Origin of the sequence: Microbulbifer sediminum (assembly GCF_021729035.1) — a bacterium.
In the GTDB taxonomy this organism is placed as follows: Bacteria; Pseudomonadota; Gammaproteobacteria; order Pseudomonadales; family Cellvibrionaceae; genus Microbulbifer; species Microbulbifer sediminum.
In genome coordinates, this window is sequence record NZ_JAJSAP010000005.1 from 352,782 (window position 1) to 370,028 (window position 17,247).

20 protein-coding genes are annotated in these 17,247 nt (G+C 62.3%); 11 read left to right on the forward strand and 9 right to left on the reverse strand.

Going from position 1 to position 17,247, the window contains the following annotated elements; all coding sequences use genetic code 11:
* Positions 1–177: 177 nt before the first annotated feature.
* Positions 178–708 carry a superoxide dismutase [Cu-Zn] SodC gene (gene sodC, locus LVD11_RS10920; protein ID WP_237058921.1) on the forward strand — a complete coding sequence of 177 codons (531 nt, stop codon included), beginning with the start codon at positions 178–180 and terminating at the stop codon, positions 706–708.
* A gap of 53 nt (positions 709–761) precedes the next feature.
* On the opposite strand, the gene LVD11_RS10925 is transcribed toward sodC, so the two are convergent.
* Complete coding sequence (locus LVD11_RS10925; RefSeq protein WP_237058922.1) at positions 762–1,487, reverse strand: esterase/lipase family protein; 726 nt, start codon at positions 1,485–1,487, stop codon at positions 762–764.
* 204 nt (positions 1,488–1,691) lie between these two features.
* On the opposite strand from LVD11_RS10925, the gene LVD11_RS10930 reads away from it, so the two are divergent.
* On the forward strand, positions 1,692–2,246 hold the full coding sequence (locus LVD11_RS10930) for a DUF1439 domain-containing protein (RefSeq protein ID WP_237058923.1): 555 nt from the start codon (positions 1,692–1,694) through the stop codon (positions 2,244–2,246).
* Here the strand turns inward: LVD11_RS10930 and LVD11_RS10935 are convergent.
* Together LVD11_RS10935 and LVD11_RS10940 are read right to left on the reverse strand one after the other, a co-directional pair.
* Positions 2,230–3,501 (reverse strand): cation:proton antiporter, encoded by a 1,272-nt coding sequence (locus LVD11_RS10935; RefSeq protein WP_237058924.1) that lies wholly within the window; start codon positions 3,499–3,501, stop codon positions 2,230–2,232. The genes LVD11_RS10930 and LVD11_RS10935 overlap by 17 nt on opposite strands.
* Positions 3,501–5,045 carry an FMN-binding glutamate synthase family protein gene (locus tag LVD11_RS10940; RefSeq protein ID WP_237058926.1) on the reverse strand — a complete coding sequence of 515 codons (1,545 nt, stop codon included), beginning with the start codon at positions 5,043–5,045 and terminating at the stop codon, positions 3,501–3,503. Before LVD11_RS10940 ends, LVD11_RS10935 begins: the two co-directional genes overlap by 1 nt.
* Before the next feature lie 129 nt (positions 5,046–5,174).
* Here LVD11_RS10940 and LVD11_RS10945 point away from each other — a divergent pair, with 129 nt between their 5' ends.
* Complete coding sequence (locus LVD11_RS10945; protein ID WP_237058928.1) at positions 5,175–6,269, forward strand: PA0069 family radical SAM protein; 1,095 nt, start codon at positions 5,175–5,177, stop codon at positions 6,267–6,269.
* Between the two features lie 151 nt (positions 6,270–6,420).
* Here the strand turns inward: LVD11_RS10945 and LVD11_RS10950 are convergent, their stop codons facing one another.
* Both LVD11_RS10950 and ytfE read right to left on the reverse strand, forming a co-directional pair.
* Complete coding sequence (locus LVD11_RS10950; RefSeq protein ID WP_237058930.1) at positions 6,421–8,790, reverse strand: nitric-oxide reductase large subunit; 2,370 nt, start codon at positions 8,788–8,790, stop codon at positions 6,421–6,423.
* 17 nt (positions 8,791–8,807) lie between these two features.
* The gene (gene ytfE, locus LVD11_RS10955) at positions 8,808–9,488 is read right to left on the reverse strand and encodes an iron-sulfur cluster repair protein YtfE (protein ID WP_237058932.1); all 681 of its coding nucleotides are present in this window, start codon (positions 9,486–9,488) and stop codon (positions 8,808–8,810) included.
* Positions 9,489–9,633: 145 nt separating this feature from the next.
* On the opposite strand from ytfE, the gene LVD11_RS10960 reads away from it, so the two are divergent.
* Together LVD11_RS10960 and LVD11_RS10965 are read left to right on the forward strand one after the other, a co-directional pair.
* Positions 9,634–10,059 carry a YbaN family protein gene (locus tag LVD11_RS10960; RefSeq protein WP_237058934.1) on the forward strand — a complete coding sequence of 142 codons (426 nt, stop codon included), beginning with the start codon at positions 9,634–9,636 and terminating at the stop codon, positions 10,057–10,059.
* Entirely contained in the window at positions 10,056–10,511 is a 456-nt protein-coding gene (locus LVD11_RS10965) for an Rrf2 family transcriptional regulator (protein WP_237058936.1), read from the forward strand. Before LVD11_RS10960 ends, LVD11_RS10965 begins: the two co-directional genes overlap by 4 nt.
* Before the next feature lie 498 nt (positions 10,512–11,009).
* Here LVD11_RS10965 and LVD11_RS10970 read toward each other — a convergent pair whose 3' ends face one another.
* Complete coding sequence (locus LVD11_RS10970; protein WP_237058938.1) at positions 11,010–11,174, reverse strand: hypothetical protein; 165 nt, start codon at positions 11,172–11,174, stop codon at positions 11,010–11,012.
* Positions 11,175–11,520: 346 nt separating this feature from the next.
* Between LVD11_RS10970 and LVD11_RS10975 the strand changes: the two genes are divergently transcribed.
* A complete protein-coding gene (locus LVD11_RS10975) occupies positions 11,521–11,835 on the forward strand; it encodes a GIY-YIG nuclease family protein (protein ID WP_237058940.1) in 315 nt (104 codons plus the stop codon).
* Between the two features lie 46 nt (positions 11,836–11,881).
* Here LVD11_RS10975 and LVD11_RS10980 read toward each other — a convergent pair whose 3' ends face one another.
* The 3 genes from LVD11_RS10980 to LVD11_RS10990 form a co-directional block, all read right to left on the reverse strand.
* Positions 11,882–12,118 carry a zf-HC2 domain-containing protein gene (locus tag LVD11_RS10980; protein WP_237058942.1) on the reverse strand — a complete coding sequence of 79 codons (237 nt, stop codon included), beginning with the start codon at positions 12,116–12,118 and terminating at the stop codon, positions 11,882–11,884.
* On the reverse strand, positions 12,115–12,759 hold the full coding sequence (locus tag LVD11_RS10985) for an RNA polymerase factor sigma-70 (RefSeq protein WP_237058944.1): 645 nt from the start codon (positions 12,757–12,759) through the stop codon (positions 12,115–12,117). Before LVD11_RS10985 ends, LVD11_RS10980 begins: the two co-directional genes overlap by 4 nt.
* Positions 12,760–12,945: 186 nt before the next feature.
* On the reverse strand, positions 12,946–13,641 hold the full coding sequence (locus tag LVD11_RS10990; protein WP_237058946.1) for an SDR family oxidoreductase: 696 nt from the start codon (positions 13,639–13,641) through the stop codon (positions 12,946–12,948).
* A 51-nt stretch (positions 13,642–13,692) separates the two neighbouring features.
* Between LVD11_RS10990 and LVD11_RS10995 the strand changes: the two genes are divergently transcribed.
* The 5 genes from LVD11_RS10995 to LVD11_RS11015 all read left to right on the forward strand — a co-directional run bounded on the left by LVD11_RS10995 (position 13,693) and on the right by LVD11_RS11015 (position 17,183).
* Positions 13,693–14,013, forward strand: a complete 321-nt coding sequence (locus LVD11_RS10995; RefSeq protein ID WP_237058948.1) for a DUF3301 domain-containing protein — start codon at positions 13,693–13,695, stop codon at positions 14,011–14,013.
* 20 nt (positions 14,014–14,033) lie between these two features.
* On the forward strand, positions 14,034–14,246 hold the full coding sequence (locus tag LVD11_RS11000; protein ID WP_237058950.1) for a DUF1653 domain-containing protein: 213 nt from the start codon (positions 14,034–14,036) through the stop codon (positions 14,244–14,246).
* 183 nt (positions 14,247–14,429) lie between these two features.
* On the forward strand, positions 14,430–15,497 hold the full coding sequence (locus tag LVD11_RS11005) for a saccharopine dehydrogenase family protein (protein WP_237058953.1): 1,068 nt from the start codon (positions 14,430–14,432) through the stop codon (positions 15,495–15,497).
* 163 nt (positions 15,498–15,660) lie between these two features.
* Entirely contained in the window at positions 15,661–16,176 is a 516-nt protein-coding gene (locus LVD11_RS11010) for a phosphatase PAP2 family protein (RefSeq protein WP_237058958.1), read from the forward strand.
* Positions 16,173–17,183: an MJ1255/VC2487 family glycosyltransferase gene (locus tag LVD11_RS11015; RefSeq protein WP_237058960.1), complete on the forward strand. Its 1,011-nt coding sequence runs from the start codon at positions 16,173–16,175 to the stop codon at positions 17,181–17,183. The genes LVD11_RS11010 and LVD11_RS11015 overlap by 4 nt, the downstream gene beginning before the upstream one ends.
* Positions 17,184–17,247: the final 64 nt, after the last annotated feature.

Consider the following 17,247-nt stretch of genomic DNA (forward strand, 5'->3'; position numbering starts at 1 on the left):
ATTCCAGCGCCCTCCTGGCCCCGATGGTGTGATCCGACCGGGCAGTTCTACCGAAACGGTTCTAGACTCTGGTGACAGGCCTTTGGCATTGAATTTCACGCCAACCCCCGCTGCGGCAATCCAGGCACTGCCGGAACCGCCGTACCGGGAACACTGGAACATACACAGGAGCCAAACATGAATCTGAGCTGTCGTTCCCTGTTGGGCGCCGCCGCATTATCGCTGGCAGCGTTCGCGCACGCAGACGTAGTGATCGAAATGCACGCCGTCAGCAAGGATGGCGTCGGCAAGCCCGTGGGCAAGGTGGTGGCTACCCAGTCCAAATACGGTGTTGTTTTCACCCCGATGCTGGAGGGGCTGCCTTCGCCCGGCACCCTGCACGGCTTCCATGTGCACCAGAATCCCAGCTGCGAGCCGGCCGAGAAAAACGGCAAGGTTGTGCCCGCACTGTCCGCCGGCGGCCACTTTGACCCGAAGAAGACCGATCGGCACAGCTTCCCCTGGGGCACGGGCCACCTGGGTGACCTGCCGGCACTCTATGTGGACGGCAACGGCAAGGCCACCAGCCCGGTGCTGGCACCGCGGCTGAAACTCTCGGACCTGAAGGGCCGCGCACTGATGATCCACGTCGGTGGTGACAATTATTCGGACCAGCCGAAACCCCTTGGGGGCGGTGGTGCCCGCGTTGCCTGTGGAATTATCCAGTGAGGTAAAGCTCGCCAAGCGCCGGATCCCCCCGGGGGATCCGGCGCTCCCGCCTCCTAGTGGATCAGTGACACCTGTCGATCGTAGGTGTATTCCTGCAGCCCGAAGTGCCCATAGGGGTAACTGTAAGTGGCCCGCTCACCGGCGATACGGCTGGAGTGAATACCGCCAACCGTGCACACACCGGTGGCACAGACAATCTGGTCAGACCAGCTTTTGATGCTGTACACCCGCGCCGCAATGTTCCTGCCATAGAGCCAGTCCAGGAACGGGCTCGATACCGACAGGCCGTAGGTGCCACAAGTACTGTTGTAAACATTGAAGGGGTAGGTACCGCAAGTCCACAGGCCCCGGTAGGCGCCGGCGACACCGACAAAAGTATCCACCTGCCCCTGTCTGCCAAGCTTGATTATCTGCTGCGCCGCCAGTGTCACTCCCATTGAGTGGCCAATCACGTCAATCTTTCCGCTGCAGGAACCGGCGATTGCCGCCTCGATAGCATTACGGACCGGCGTCTCCTCCGATCCGCTGTGGTTATTGCAGGCGGCACAGGTCTTGGAGCCCCAGTCCGGACGATGGATCTGCCCCGCATCGTAACCCTGCGCCAGTAATTCATTGTAAGTATTGTCCCAGTCGCCAGGTGCCCCGGTATTGCCGTGCACCAACACCACGCTGTCGCGACAGGCGGCGCCGGCACCGCCAGCCTGAAGCAGGCAAAACCACGCCAGCAGAATACGGGTGGCAACCGCAAGGCCAGTTGTGAAATTCGCTTCGTTATTCATTGTTTTCTCTCGCTTGAGCCACCCGGCACCAGCTGGTACCAGGCGGTGTCACTGGAATCCAGGCCCGACGGCATCGCCACGGGTACCTCACGGCGAACCAGGCTCGCACTGCTACAATTTCCCGCAACCGCGACCGGGCCGAAACCCGACCAAGGTCGCAATCTGTCGCGCAATATCACTCCAATCTGGTTACGGGGATCCTCCATGGCACGGGTTGTAACAGCGCTGCTGATTGCCCTGCTCCTTCTTGTGGCAGCGGGTTACCTCTATTTCTCCGGCAAGGAAGTCGAGGTGAGGATCAGCGAGGCTCAGATACAGGAAACCCTGGAGCGCAGCCTGCCGGTCACCCGCACCTATCTGGTGATTTTCGACCTGACCCTGGAAAATCCTCGCATTGACCTGGAGGCCGGGTCCGGACGGGTCAATGCGGGGCTCGATATCAGTCTGGACATCCAGTCCCGGGAGGGAAGCAGGACCTTTCGCGGCACCGCGGACGTTTCCGGGGTACCCTCATTCGTGGCCCAGAACGGCGAGTTTTACCTGCAGTCGATTGAAGTGGAAAAACTGGAAATCGATGGGCTCGATGAAAAGCAGCAGGCGCGGGCGCGCAGCGCGGTGCAGGTGGCGCTGCGCGAATATTATCGCAATCACCCCATCTATCGCTTGAATGACGAAAGCATGCGCCAACGCCTGGCACGCATGGCTTTAAAGGAGATCAGCATCGGGGACAACGAGCTGGTAATCACTCTTGGGCTTTAGCCTTCACCGCAGCATCCGCCTCGGCCATCTTGCGGATCAGGAAACTGCTGGTGGTCCCCTGCAACAACAGGGAAAAAAGGACCACCCCAAATACCATCGATTGCACCACATACCAGTAGGGCAGCTCGGTGGGCAGGGACAGCACCAGCGCCAGGGCAATCACCCCACGTAGGCCGCCCCAGCTCAGGAGCACCCGCCAGGGCTTGGGAATCGGCGGCCCCACAAAACCACTCAATGGCGCCACCAGGAATATCGCCAGAGCACGCGCACCCACCGCAGCGGCGATAGCTATCAGCATCGCCAGCCAGTACTCGGTAAACATGACAGGGGTAATCACCAGCCCCATAATCACAAATATCAGTGCGCTGAACAGCAGCGCCAGCCACTCCCAGGTTGGTGCGGCATCAGCAAGGTAGGTGCTCTCCTGCTCTCGCAGACAGGTGCGTGCAACAATGGCACAAATCATCACCGCCAATATCCCGGAAACATGCGCCACATGTTCTGCCAGGTAAAAAGTGCCAAAGGCAGACAGTACCAGAGTCACCAGCCCTGCACCGGCGGACCGCAGGAACAGCACGACAATCGCGGTGACAAGCCCACAGACCAAACCCAGCGCCAGCCCACCCAAAAAAATCACTGCGAAATACAGTGCGACGGCACCAAAGCCCGCCAGGGGCTCGCCGGTGACCGCAGCACCCTCCATCACACTATGGGATGCCATCCCCAGGACAAGGGAAAACAGTACGATGGCGGCGGCATCATTAAACAGGCTTTCCCCCTCCACCAGCGTCAGTAATTCCTCACCAGCATCCGTCTGGCGCAGCCGCTTGATCACCGCTACCGGGTCGGTGGCGGCCAGGGTGGCACCGGTGAGGAAAGCAGCGGCCCAGGGGAATCCCGGATGGCCGATACCGTAGTAGAGCAACACCCCGGTCAACAGCGCGGTAATCACCACGCCCAGGGTCGCTAGCAGCAATATTGGACCGAGCCAGCGCTTCAGCACCTCTGGCTCGATACGCCACGCTGCCTCGAAAATCAGTACCGGCAGGATGACAAAAAACACCAGCTGCTGAAGGTTATCCGCACGGATACCGGTATCAAAATCGATGACGGGCAACAGTAGCCCCGCCAGCACCCCGGCGATCAGGCAGCCGAGGGTGTTGTCAGTGCGCAGCACCCGCGCCAGTGCCAGGCCGGCCACAGCGGCCACAGCCATATAGAGTCCCTGCCCCACCAGGGTGGTGACACCGTTCACTACTCAACTCCCCGGTCGCTGGCAATCACGGACTTGGGCTTGACGTCCGGCACCACTTGACTGAGAGGCTCCGCCATACCGCGCTCATTGATCACCTCCACGTGATGGCGGCGCAACTGCCGCGGTTCCGGCACCCCGCACGAGTGGGCGATATAGCCCACCTCATAGGCCATGTTGCGTGCGTAGTTATAGACTCTTTCCGCCTTGTCTATCGGATCCAGGCCCTGCTGCAGGTCCGGGTTGTGCGTGGTTACACCCGTGGGGCAGGTGTTCTTGTTGCATTGCATTGCCTGGATACATCCCAACGAAAACATAAAGCCTCGCCCGCAGTTGACGAAATCCGCACCCATCGCCAGTGCCCAGGCCACCATTGAAGGGGTCAGCAATTTGCCGGCACAGATTACCTTGATACGCTTGCACAAACCGTACTGGTCCAGCAGGTCCACCACCAGCGGCAGGCTGCGGTTCAGGGGCAACCCCACATAGTCCATCAGGCTTTGCGGCGCCGCCCCACTGCCACCATCCGCACTGTCGATAGTGATAAAGTCCGGCGCACTCTCCAGGCCGCGCCGCTGTATCGCCTCGCACATCTGGTGCAACCAGTCACTGGAACCGATCACGCACTTGAACCCGGTGGGTTTGCCGCTGACCTCGCGAATATGCACGATCATGTCCAGCAGGCCGTCGACATCGCCGAATTCCGGATGCGCATTGGGACTGATGGAATCTTCCCCCGCGGGAATGCCACGGATACGCGCGATCTCCGGGGTGACCTTGATCCCGGGCAGAATGCCCCCCTTGCCCGGCTTGGCGCCCTGGGACAACTTCAGCTCGAACATGCGCACCTGCTCGTGCGCGGCCACGGCAGCGAGCTTTTCGTCGGACAGTCGCCCGTCCTGGTCGCGCACTCCGTATTTTGCTGTACCGATCTGGAAGACCACATCGCATCCACCTGCGAGATGCTGTGGTGCCAGGCCACCCTCCCCAGTGTTGAGCCAGATCCCGGCCCTGGCCGCCCCGTGGGACAATGCCGTCACCGCAGGTACCGACAGCGCCCCAAAGCTCATCCCGGAAATATTGAAAAAAGAGCTGGTGGTATAGGGCTGGGCGGCATAGCCCTCCCCCACCGTTACCGGGGTTGGGGGCACAGCGTCTTTCTCCAGGGTGGGGAAAGGGTGGTTCAGGAACAGGACGTCCCCGGGCTGGTTGAGCGGCCGGGTAGAACCGAACGCCAGGGTGGAATCCACATTCTTGGCCGCCCGGTAGACCCAGCTGCGCTGGGCCCGGTTGAAAGGTAGTTCTTCCCGGTCCAGGGCAAAGAAGTATTGGCGGAAGAATTCGCCCAGGTGCTCAAACTTGTAGCGAAGGTGCCCGATGACCGGATAGTTACGCCGTATGGCGTGCTTGGTCTGGCTGATATCGGACAGGTATACATAGATGATGTAAAGCACCAGGACCACTAGTGCGAACGCAAACAGCAGTGCAAACACCTGTAACACCTGCACCACAAAGGCGCGAATGGTATCTACCACGTCTAAATCCATAAACTGCTTCCGGTTGCGATAGGGGAATGTCAGGGTTTCATTGTATGCCCTGCCGGTCACACTTGCATGTACCCAGCCCGCCACAATAAACTGTATGTATATACAGTTACCGGGAAGTAAACCTCCAAGATGGCGAACGAAGATCCCTTCAGCCCGCTGCAGGTACATACCGGTCGCGGCGTGGCCAGCAACCTGGCCGGCCGCTTCGTCCACCATGTCAGCACGCGCGAGAGTGATGGCTGGGAGACCGATATTGAGTCTCTCGAGCGCCTGGTCACCGAGACCATCGAAGAAAAAGCGAAGTCCATTATTGCCACCAACAATTCGCCGGACCTGCCCTTCAGCCAGTCGATCAACCCCTACCGCGGCTGCGAGCATGGCTGTGTCTACTGCTATGCGCGGCCAGCCCATGCATATGTCGACCTCTCACCGGGACTCGATTTCGAAAGCCGCCTGTTCTTCAAGGCCAATGCCGCCGCATTGCTGGAGCAGACCCTGCGCAAACCCGGTTACCAGTGCTCTCCGATTGCATTGGGCTCCAATACCGACCCGTACCAACCGCTGGAAAAGCAGAAGCGCATTACCCGCCAGCTGCTGGAGGTAATGCAGCGCTTTCGGCAACCCGTGACCATTGTCACCAAGGGCCAGCTGGTCCTGCGCGACCTGCCATTACTGGCGGAAATGGCACAGGACAACCTCTGCCAGGTCGCCATCAGCGTAACCACCCTGGACAGGGACCTGAAACGCCGGCTGGAGCCCCGCACAGCCGGGCCGGCTGCACGCCTGCGTACCCTGGAGGCACTGTCGGCTGCCGGAATTCCCACCGCGGTAATGGCCGCACCGATAATACCGGCACTGAACGACAGCGAATTGGAGGCAATCCTGGAGGCTTCCGCTGATGCCGGGGCCTCGCAGGCAGCCTATATCCTGCTGCGCCTGCCCCACGAAGTGGCGCCGCTGTTTCGCCAGTGGCTGGAAGTGCACTACGCTGAGCGCGCCGCGCACGTGATGAGTATTGTGCAGCAGAGTCGAGGCGGGCGGGATTACCAGAGCGATTTCTCCCAGCGTCAGACGGGTACCGGGGTCTTCGCACAGCTGTTGCAACAACGGTTTCGCGTGGCTATCAGGAAGTTGGGGCTAAACCGGCGCAAGCTGAAACTGGACTGCAGCCGCTTCCAGCCGCCGGCCGCACCCGGGGACCAGGGGGACCTGTTCAGTCTCTAGGCGGGCAGAGGATCTCAGAGAATGGGTACAGGGGGCGGGCAGCCCGGCGGGCGCCGCGACCGCCATGAAAGAAAAAGGCGATGCAATGCATCGCCCTGGTTCAGTGAGCCCGGGGAGCCAGGCTCCCCGGTTAGGATTGAGGGGGACCGCGCTAGCGCGTCTCGCCGCTGTCAGCCAATTGACCGGCTGTCATCTCGGCGCCGGCGCTGAATCCCGGTGTGGTCTCTCCCGCATATTCCGGAAAGCCCCCGCGGCCGGCGACCGCCCTGTCGCCGGAAATCGTGCTGTCAGTGGCCAGCAGTCCCTTGACCACCTGCCAGGCCACCGCCAGCGCGCCGAGAATAAACACCACGTCGCCGACGGTGCGCACCCAGCGCAGGGTCTGCAGCAGGCCGCCCTGCATAAAACCCTCGCTGCGCGCATACCAGAGTCCCTCGGAGGCGCTGGCGACGAACTGGATGATGCCGACCGGCAGCAGGCTGGTGAACAGCATGAGCACCAGGCCCCCGTTCAGCCACCAGAAGGCGGTTTTCATCAGCTTCTCGTCAAACACCAGTGACGGGCGGATATAGCGCAATACCAGCAGGGTGAAGCCGAGCGCGAGGAAACCGTAGACCCCGAACAGCGCCGCATGGGCGTGGGTGGCCGTGGTATTCAGGCCCTGCACGTAGTAAAGCGCGATCGGCGGGTTGATGGAGAAGCCCAGCACGCCGGCACCCAGCATGTTCCAGAACGCGACGGCGACGAAGAACATCAGCGGCCACTTCAGCTGCTGCATCCAGGGCGCGCGGCTCCTGAGGCTGTAATGCTCCCAGGCTTCGTAGCCCAGCACGATCAGCGGTACCACCTCGAGCGCGCTGAAAGTCGCGCCTACCGCCATCACCGGGGTGGTGGTTCCGGAGAAGTAGAGATGGTGGAAGGTGCCCGGTATGCCACCCAGCATGAACAGCGACGCCGAGCCCAGTGCAGCAACAGTAGCCAGGCGCCTGGACACCAGCCCCATGCTGCAGAAGATGAACGCCAGCGCCGCGGTGGCAAAGACCTCGAAGAAGCCCTCTACCCACAGGTGCACGATCCACCAGCGCCAGTACTCCATGATGGAGATGTGGGTCTTCTCGCCGTAGAAGAAGCCGGCACCGTAGAACAGGCCGATGGCTACCACCGACGCCGTCAGCAGGGCGAGCAGGTGCTTGTCACCCGGCTGGCGCAGCGCCGGCACGATGGCGCGCAGCATCAGCACCAGCCAGAAGGCCACGCCGGTGAACTTGCCGATCTGCCACAGGCGGCCAAGGTCCACGTACTCGTAGCCCTGGTGTCCCAGCCAGAAACTCCACTCGGGCGGCATCACCTGGGCGATGGCCAGGTAGTTGCCGATAAACGAGCCCGCGACCACCGCCACCAGGGCCCAGAACAGGATGTCGACACCAAGCTTCTGGTATTTCGGGTCGCGCCCGCCATTGATGATCGGCGCCAGGAACAGGCCCGCCGCGAGAAAGCCGGTGGCGATCCAGAACAGCGCCGACTGGATGTGCCAGGTACGCACCAGGCTATAGGGGAACCACTTCGATGTATCTATCCCATAGAAGCCCTGCCCCTCTACCGTGTAGTGGGCAGTAAAGCCGCCCAGGAAAACCTGGAAAGTGAACAGGGCCACCACGATAAACAGGTATTTGCCCAGTGCCCGTTGCGAAGGCGTGAGGGCGAAGCTGGTGAGGGGATCGGTGGCGGGCGCCACGGGATCCTCCTCGTCCTTGCTGCGGGCAAAAGACCAGGCCCATACCAGGCCGCCGATGCCGGCGATCAGCAGCACCACGCTGACAATTGACCAGACGATATTTTCCGCGGTCGGCACATTGTCGATCAGCGGCTCGTGGGGCCAGTTGTTGGTATAGGTGGCCCCACCCGGGGTCCGCTCGGTCGCCGCGGCCCACGCCGTCCAGAAGAAAAACTCGGTCAGCCGCTCGCGGCGCTCGGCATTCGGCAGGGTCGCCTCCTTCATGGCGTAACTGCTGCGCGTCTGCCGCAGTTCCGGCGCATCGCCGAACAGGCGGTGGTAGTACCCCGCAGTGGCGCGGATGGCTTCTAGCCGCCTTTCGGAGAGCACCAGCTCGCCAGTCTGCGGGTCGAAGCTGTTGCTGCGGTAGGCCCGCTTCAGCGCATACTGCAGGGCATTCTGCTGCGCGCCGTCCAGCTCATCGTAAGGCTTGCCGTAATTCTCCCGCGCGGCCAGGTCGAGCCAGTTCACCAGCTCCCGGTGCAGCCAGTCGGCAGTCCAGTCCGGCGCCTGGTAGGCGCCGTGGCCCCAGACCGAGCCCAGCTGCATTCCCCCCACCGACTGCCACGCCGACTGGCCGTCGAGGATGCTCTCCCGGGTCATCATTACCGTGCCCTCTGCGGACACCACCTGGTCCGGGATCGGCGGCGCGGCACGGTAAACCTCCTTGCCGACATAACCCAGGATGCCGAATGTCACTGCCAGGATCGCAATCAGCGTCCACCACAGCTGGTAGTACTTCTTCATGATTTCCCCCTGAGCCCTCAGCTTGCGCGCGGGCTTGTGCTTTGTACGTTGCGTGCAAACAGGATGTCGTTTTCCAGCCGGATATGCTCCTGCAGGTCGGCCCTGAAGGACTCCAGCCCCCGGTAGAGAGTGCGCCAGGTATTGCATGCGCCCGCCGGCGCCGTGATGCCATCAGTCAGGCGGTCGATGCCCTCGATAGCCGCCGCATGTTCGTCGTGCTCGTGCAGCATCACCTGGATCGGGCCGGCGGCCATGGCACCCTGCCCCCGGGCCAGCATCGGGAACAGGATCTGCTCCTCCTTCGCCATGTGCTGTTCCAGCTCCTGGGACACCTTCTGCAGGTGCGCCGCCAGTCCCCGCGGACACTGTGGTTTGTCGCCATGGACCGTCTCCACCCGATCGGCGAGCCGCCGCAGCTCGGCCAGCTGCTCGCGGTGCACCCGGTGAAATCGTTCGAGCAGGTGGTTGATCAGTTCCGCATCGCTGGCCTGTCCCCAGTCCCGGGTTTCTTCCTGCCGGCTCGCCAGGCGGGACAACTCGGCGAGGATCGCGTCCGCGTCCAGCCCCTCCGCCATAATTGCCTGGCCCAGCGGCCTGTCCCCCCCGCAGCAGAAACTCAGCCCCCGCCGGTTAAACACGGCACTGGCACCGGGAATGTCCCGGGCCAGCTGCTCCAGTGGCACGTCAAGAAAGTTCATCAGAGTCTCCCATTACCCATTAACTCTTTTTGGAAGGTGCGGGGGTCACCCCGCAAAGAAGCATTTGAAATGCATCTTTATGGCGGATTGTAGTCACCACCCCATAAGATGTAAACTATATGCATCTTATGAATCGAGTGACCGCATGACTTCTACCTTGGTGAGTTACCGGGAAAGGGGGGTGCGCAAGAGCACCTACCTGCTCTGTGCCTGGCTCTGCCTGGCACTTGCAGCAGCCGGGGCCTTCCTGCCGCTGCTGCCGACGACACCGTTCCTGCTGTGCTGTGTGTGGCTCAGCGTCAAGGCGGATTCCGGCCTGGCCCACTGGCTCGTGAATCACCGTCGCTTCGGACCGCCTATCCGTCGCTGGCAGAGCGAGCGGACACTCGCGCGCTCCAGCAAGTGGCTGGCCACTTCGATGATCACGGCAAACTGGCTGCTGCTGTGGGTTCTGGACGCCAGCCTGCCCCTGCTGGCGGCACTTGCCGCCGGTTTTTGCGTGGCGCTGGTAATGATCTGGCGCATTCCCACCACCCGGCCGGGCGCCGGAACCCCAGAGAATGAAGCATGAACATCACCCGCTACACCGACTATTCGCTGCGCATCCTGATTTACCTGGCAGTGCACAGGGAGGGCCTGTGTACCATCTCGGAAATCGCCGACAGCTACGGGATCTCCAAGAATCATCTGATGAAAATCGTCCAGGAGTTGAACGCCAGGGGCTACATCCAGGCGGTGCGCGGCAAGAACGGCGGCCTGCGGCTCAACCTGGAGCCGGCGGCGATCAATATCGGCAAGCTGGTGCGCGAGACCGAGGACGAAAGCCGGATGGTGGAATGTTTCGGCAGCAATAACCAGTGCGTGATCACACCAGCTTGCCAGCTCAAGGTAATTCTCGGCCGGGCACTTGAGAGCTTTTTCGCTACGCTCGAGGAATACACCCTGGAAGACCTGGTGGGCGGTGGGCAAAGGCCAGTGCTGGCGGAGCTGTTGGATATCAAGGACGCCGCGAGGAATCGGTAGCGCCACCAGCATGACGGAAAAACGCCGCGGGAGCTACGGAAACTCTTCCTGCAAGTTCACGCCACAGGCCGCTCAGCGGGCATACGTGCTACGTTGAATTCGCGAGCGTAAATGGAGAGAAGACAGGGTGCGGCGCCGGGTAGCAGAGTAAAGAGAAGGGAAAGGGAAAAAAGCGGCCCCGATCACTGCAGGCATGGGGTGGGAACCTGCAGAGAATTAACCGGGGCCAAAGGGGTTACAGGGAAATCCAGGATGAAAATCTAAATAACCACTGCGCGAAAACTGGTTGAAAACTGCCGCGGTCTACCTCCACTGGCTCATCTCGTAGCCAAAACCTTCCGGCTCAGACACTGCCGGCCCGGTAAAGGCCAGCGCCGTAAGGAAGGCGATGAAGGTCGTAAACAAAGCTCGCTTGCACGTCGCAAAAAAAACTCGCTTGCACATAGTCGTGTCCTCACCGTCAGGCCGGGTCGCTGTCCGGTCGCGGGTAAATCTGTGTCAGCGCCCCGACACTAAACCCCGGGGCTGGTCGTCCGCCGGGCAACGCTTGTTGCCCGAATAGCTGGCGGAGATTCTGTGTAGGCTCGCATCCACCACGAAGGCCCGCAGCCCGGCTGCCGGTAACCGCATCCATTCACCGGCGGTCTTTTTCAATCTACTCATGGCAACACTCCCGAAAGCTCTCCTGGTTGTTACACCGGCCCTCTTGACCCGGCCGCGACAGCCAGCCATCCTTGCCTGAAGCTTGCGGCCGCCGGGGAATCCGTTTTCCCCGCCACTATCAGCGGGTCAGTCCATGCAGGCTATTGTGCCGATTCCGGCTCGCAGTCGATATCAGATAAGTGGTTGATCATTGCCTGAAACTCCACAGGCATGGAGTTTGTGGCAAGCAAAAGCTTCTGGGTCAATAGCCGGCGGTTATAAGGTGCTGCCGCCGGGCCGATGCACCTCTCCCATTCCGCTGGCCGATAATGGAAAATAGCCGCAAGCTAATCCGTGGAAATGTATTTTGAGTGACTGGTCCCTTTACCTGATCCGCACCGCCGCCGGCAGCCTGTATACAGGTATCACCACCGATGTGGAGCGACGCTTCGCCGAGCATGACGCCGGTGGAGCCAGGGCAGCCAAGGCCCTGCGGGGGCGCGGGCCCCTGTCACTGGCATTCCAGTGTGGCGCGGCGGACAAGTCGGCGGCGCTGCGGCTGGAGGCGCGGATCAAGAAGTGGCCGCGGCGCTGGAAGGAGGAATTGATCCGCGGCGACCGGCCGCTGCCGGAACTTGAACCCGGCGATGTAACCGCGGCGGAGACAGAGACTGGGGCGTAAGGGCCTGCGGATGGATTCCGGGGGGCCGGGTGTCGGGGAGTGCGCATTACTGCCGGTCGGTGTCTTTGCCGCGGCCTTTCCCGGGCGGCCCCCCCGCCCCTTCGTCTTTCGCGCCGCGCGCATAGGCGCGGGCAATATGCCGCAGGCTGGTCATCTGGTGGGAGAAATTGCGGCAGGCACCGCAGATCATCAGGTGCAACCGCAGGGCCAGGCGCTCGCCCCCGTCCAGCTGTCTCTCCTGTGCTTCCGAAAGTAGCCTGGTGACTTCTCGACAGCTCTTCACGCTTCTCCTCCCCGGTCCTGCCCACGGGCAAACCAGTTATTCTCCAGGCACTCGCGCAGCCGCAGGCGGGCCCGGTGCAGGGTGACATTCAGGTTACTGACGGTGATCTCCACCGCCGCGCAGATTTCATGGCTCTCCAGCTCGATAAACTCCCGCATCATGAAGACCCGCGCCTGGCGTCCCGGCAGGTGATCCAGGCAGGCCTCGAAGATGCGCCAGAACTCGCGGTCATCCACAGCGGCTTCCGGGTCCGCCCACTTCGCCGGTCGCTCCTCGGCGCGCCAGTGTCCCCGCTTGTTGAACAGCTCGTCCAGGTCGCTCTCCTCGGCATCCGCACGCAGCAGGCTGTCCGCCTCCACATAGCGGCTGCGCTGGCGCAGCACATCGGCAATCTTGTTCTTCAGGATCGCGAACACCCAGGTTTTCAGTGCCGAGCGGCCACCGAAGGAACGGGCATTCTTGAGCGCCCCGACCAGGGCTTCCTGCACGGCGTCCTCCGCCAGGTGCGGGTCTCCCAGCTGCAGGGTGGCAAACCGCTGCATCTGGTGGCGCAGTTCCTCCAGGTACACGGGATCCGCCAGGGATTCCAAATCGCGGCTCTGCGCACCTGAAGAGGCATCATCTGCCGTCTGCTCGTTCACTCATTTCTCCTGTATCAATGGCCCAACCTGCCGACTGCAAAGGGCTGCCGGGACCACTACAGGATAATCCCGGGGTCGCACGCCGCAGGTACCGGGGGACCCGCTGCCGCGCGGACCCGCAGATTATCCCCTGTGTCGCAGGCACCAACCGATTTATTACAAGCACGTGAGAAGCTTTCGCCATCCTCACCAGGGGATCTCCGTGCCGTCGTAGTTAATGAAATGACCGCTTTGCTCCGGGCCGGCGCCCAGCATTACCTCTTTCAGCCCGGCAACGCTTTCCTCCGCGGAAATAAGGGCATTGGGCCCACCCATATCCGTCTGCACCCAGCCCGGGTGCAGGGCGAGCACATTGATCCCGCGCTCGCGCAGGTCAATGGAAAGGCTCTTCACCACCTGGTTGACCGCGGTTTTGGAGGTCCGATAGATATACCCGCCGCCGGAACTGTTGTCGGCAATACTGCCCACTTTGCTGGACAGCACCGCAATCAGCTTGCGCTCGCCCCGGGCGACATTGTCACAGAAGGTCTCCGCCAGCATGTAGGGGGCGATGGTGTTGGCCTCCAGTACCTTGCGCCACTCATCCCGATCAACGCGACCAAACAGGGTTCCCTTGGGCCCGTAGTAGCCGGCATTGCTGACCAGGATATCGATCGGCTGGTCTCCCAGTTTCTCCGCCAGCTGCGCCATCTGCCGGTAATCGGTGACATCCAGGCAGTGGACTTCCAGCTGGGGATACTGCTGCTCCAGGGCGCGCAGTTCATCGGCACAGGCCGTATCGCGGCAGGTGGCGAAGACCCGCCAGCCATCCTCAGAGAACTGGCGGGTCATCTCCAGGCCAAGTCCGCGATTGCAACCGGTGATCAGTACGGTGCCGGGCATAACGACTCCTTCGTGTTATTCTTGCCCGCCAATCATAACAAGCTTGTGGACATGTATTACTCACTGGGCGATCTTCTCTGGGTATTCCTGCTGGTGCTGGTGGGCTGGTACTTCTGGGCCGGAATGGCGGCCAAGGAGCTGGCGCGACGCGCTGCCGCGTCCCACTGCCACCAGCTGGGTGTGCAGTTACTGGACGATACGGTGGTGCTGGTGCGCACGCGCCCACGGCGCAACCGGCGCGGGCAGCTGGCTCTGCAGCGACAGTATGAATTCGAATTCACATCCACTGGCGAACGCCGTTACAGCGGCATGGCCGTGCTGCACGGTAACCGTGTGGAGCAGCTACAACTCTCCCCCCACCACCTCGCCTGAACAAAGCCCGGAACCAAATCATGCAACGCGGAATCTATCGCCATTACAAAGGCCCACTTTACGAAGTGATGGAAGTGGCCACCCACAGCGAAACCGGCGAGCAGCTGGTGGTTTACCGGGCCCTCTACGGCGAGTACGGCGTCTGGGTAAGACCGCTGGGGATGTTTGCCGAGACCATCGACAAGGGCGGGGATACCGTTCCCCGCTTCGCCCTGGTCAAGGCATTTGACTAGTCGGTTACCACGCCAGTAATGTTGCGTTCCTCCCGTGGAGTATCGTGACGGCGATCCCGCTGTCCGGATGTAATGGAACTGCACGCGCCGCTGGGCGCAATTCCCACCCTGAAGTACCCCGGCACGGACTCCGGGTTTGGAACTGATCCAACAACACAAGCAGCTAGTGAATAAGGTCACTCGGTGAACGACAAAACAATAATGATTTACGGAGCCTACGGTTATACGGGTGAGCTGATCGCCCGTGCCGCCGTAGCCAAGGGTTATCGGCCGATCCTTGCCGGTCGCAGTGCCAGTAAACTGCAACCGCTGGCGGAAGAACTGGGCGTGCCGGCAATGGCCATCAGCCTGGATGCCAGCGAGACACTGGAGCGCATGCTGCAGGACATTCATGTGGTTATTCACTGCGCGGGCCCGTTCTCTGCTACTGCAGAGCCGATGATGCGCGCCTGTATTGCCACCGGCACCCATTACCAGGACATCACCGGGGAAATGCGTGTCTACCAGCAGGCCAACGACCTGCACGGCGAGGCCCGGTCCGCCGGGGTGGTCCTCTGCCCCGGTACCGGTTTCGATGTCATCCCCACCGACTGCCTGGCGGCGGCATTGCACCACGCCATTCCCACCGCCACCCACCTGACCCTGGGCTTTGATTCGGATTCCGGCCTCAGTCCCGGTACCGCCAAGACCTCGATCGAGAGCCTGGGCGTGGGCAGTGCGGTGCGCCGCCAGGGCAAGGTGGAAATCATTGAGCACGCCGAACTGACACGTAAGATCGATTTCGGCCGCGGCGAAAAATTCGCCGTAGCCATTCCCTGGGGTGACGTGGTAACAGCCTACTACACCACCCAGATTCCCAATATCGAGGTCTACATTCCCATGAGCCCGCGCCGGGCAAAGAAGCTCAAGCGGCTGAACAAGCTGCGCTGGCTGCTGCGCATGGAGTGGGTACAGAACTGGCTCAAGGGCAAGGTGGACAAGTCGGTACAGGGCCCGGACGAGGAGAAGCGCGCGGAACAGCAGACCTGGGTCTGGGGTGAAGTGCGCAACGACCGCCGCGGCGAACGCAAGATCGGCCGGGTGGTTACCGCCAATGGCTACGACGTCACCGTACATGGCTCCCTTGCCGTGATGGAGCACCTGCTCACCTACGAGGGCCCGGGCGGCTACTACACCCCATCGAAGCTCTGCGGGGCCGAACTGGTGGAAAAGCTGCCGGGGTCCGGCGCGATCAAGATCGGGATCGACTGACTGCCGCCGGCAATGCCCGCTCCGCAGCCCCGCCCGGTTGCGGAGCCGTTCTCCAGCACATCCAACCTCATCCCCGCTCGCGGCACATTTCACGGTCCTGACATCAACCGGTCAACTCGGCGCAACACAGCCTGCGTAAGTTGGTTGCATGCGAAGCTTACCCGTGACCCTGAAAACGATCGACGCGTCTCTGGTGCTGCACATGGCAGACCGGGCGACACGGCCGGCCTCACGCAGGAATTACCTGTGGCTGTCCCGCTCGGCGGACGGGTGGCTGTACCTGGTCTCGCCACTGGTGCTGGCCCTGTTCAGCACTACCGCCGCCGCGTTGCAGTTTTTCTATGTGTGCGGCACCGCCTATGCTGTAGAGCGGTCGCTTTACTGGGCAATCAAGAACACCACACGCCGGTTGCGGCCGCCACAGGCAATCCCGGGCCTGCGTTCGGTGATCGTCGCCCACGACCGTTTCAGCCTGCCCTCCGGACACACTTCCGGGGCTTTCCTGTTTGTCACCGTCCTGTCCCAGGCGGTGAACCCGCTGTGGCTGCTGGGCTATTTCTGGGCCGCCGGCGTGGGCACTTCCCGGGTCGGGCTGGGCGTACACTTTCCCACCGATGTCTGCGCCGGCGCCGCCCTCGGCAGCAGTGTCGGGCTGCTAATCTGCGGAGCTGTCATGTGAAGATTCTCTATGGTGTCCAGGGCACCGGTAACGGCCATATCTCCCGCGCCCGCGCCATGGCCGGGGCATTCAAAAACCACCCCCAGCTCGAGATCCAGTGGCTGTTTTCCGGCCGCCCACCGGAGAAGCTGTTCCGCATGGAGGCATTCGGCGATTTCTGGTGGCGCGAGGGCCTGACCTTCGTCAACCGCAAGGGCCGCATCGACCAGCTGGCTACTGCGCGCCAGTTGCGCCCGCGCCAGCTGTGGAGGGATATCGCCACGCTCCCGGTCAGGGAGTTCGACCTGGTGATCAGCGACTTCGAACCGGTGACAGCCTGGGCCGCAAAGCGCCGCGACGTGCCCAGCCTGGGCATAGGGCACCAGTATGCGTTCAACTTCCCCATTCCCGCCCCCCGGTTCGGCTGGGCGGCCCGGAGCATCATGCGGGTCTTCGCACCGGTGCAGCAGAGCCTGGGCATGCACTGGCACCATTTCGGCCACCCGATCCTGCCGCCGATTGCGCGCCCCCACGGCCAGGCCGAGAGCGGCGAGCATATTCTGGTATATCTGCCGTTTGAGCACCATGAACCGTTGGTGGGGGAGCTGGCCAAGCTGCCGCACCAGTTCATTGCTTACGGCCTGCCCACCGATATGCAGGTGGCGGGCAATATCCAGCTGAAGGCGCCGGCGATCGAGGAGTTCCAGCAGGATGTGGCCAGCGCCCGCGCCGTAATCTGCAACAGCGGCTTTGAACTGATCGCCGAGACCCTCACCCTGGGCAAGCCGATTCTGACCCGCCCACTGGCGGGCCAGTTCGAGCAGGAAGCCAACGCCATGGCCCTGGCGCGACTGCAGCTGGCCACCGTGGTAAACCGGATCGATGCCACCACGATCCGCGCCTGGCTGGAAAGTAACCCCACCGCCGTGCAGGTCCGGTGGCCGGACGTGGCGGAGAGCATCGCCCGCTGGCTGGCAGACGGACGGCGCCGGGAGACCGCGGGCCTGGCCCGTGAGCTGTGGCAGTAGGTGATACCGGGCGGGGAGAGCGAGCAGCTGCCGGTGGGCAACCTGGCTGAATAGACCGGGGGAT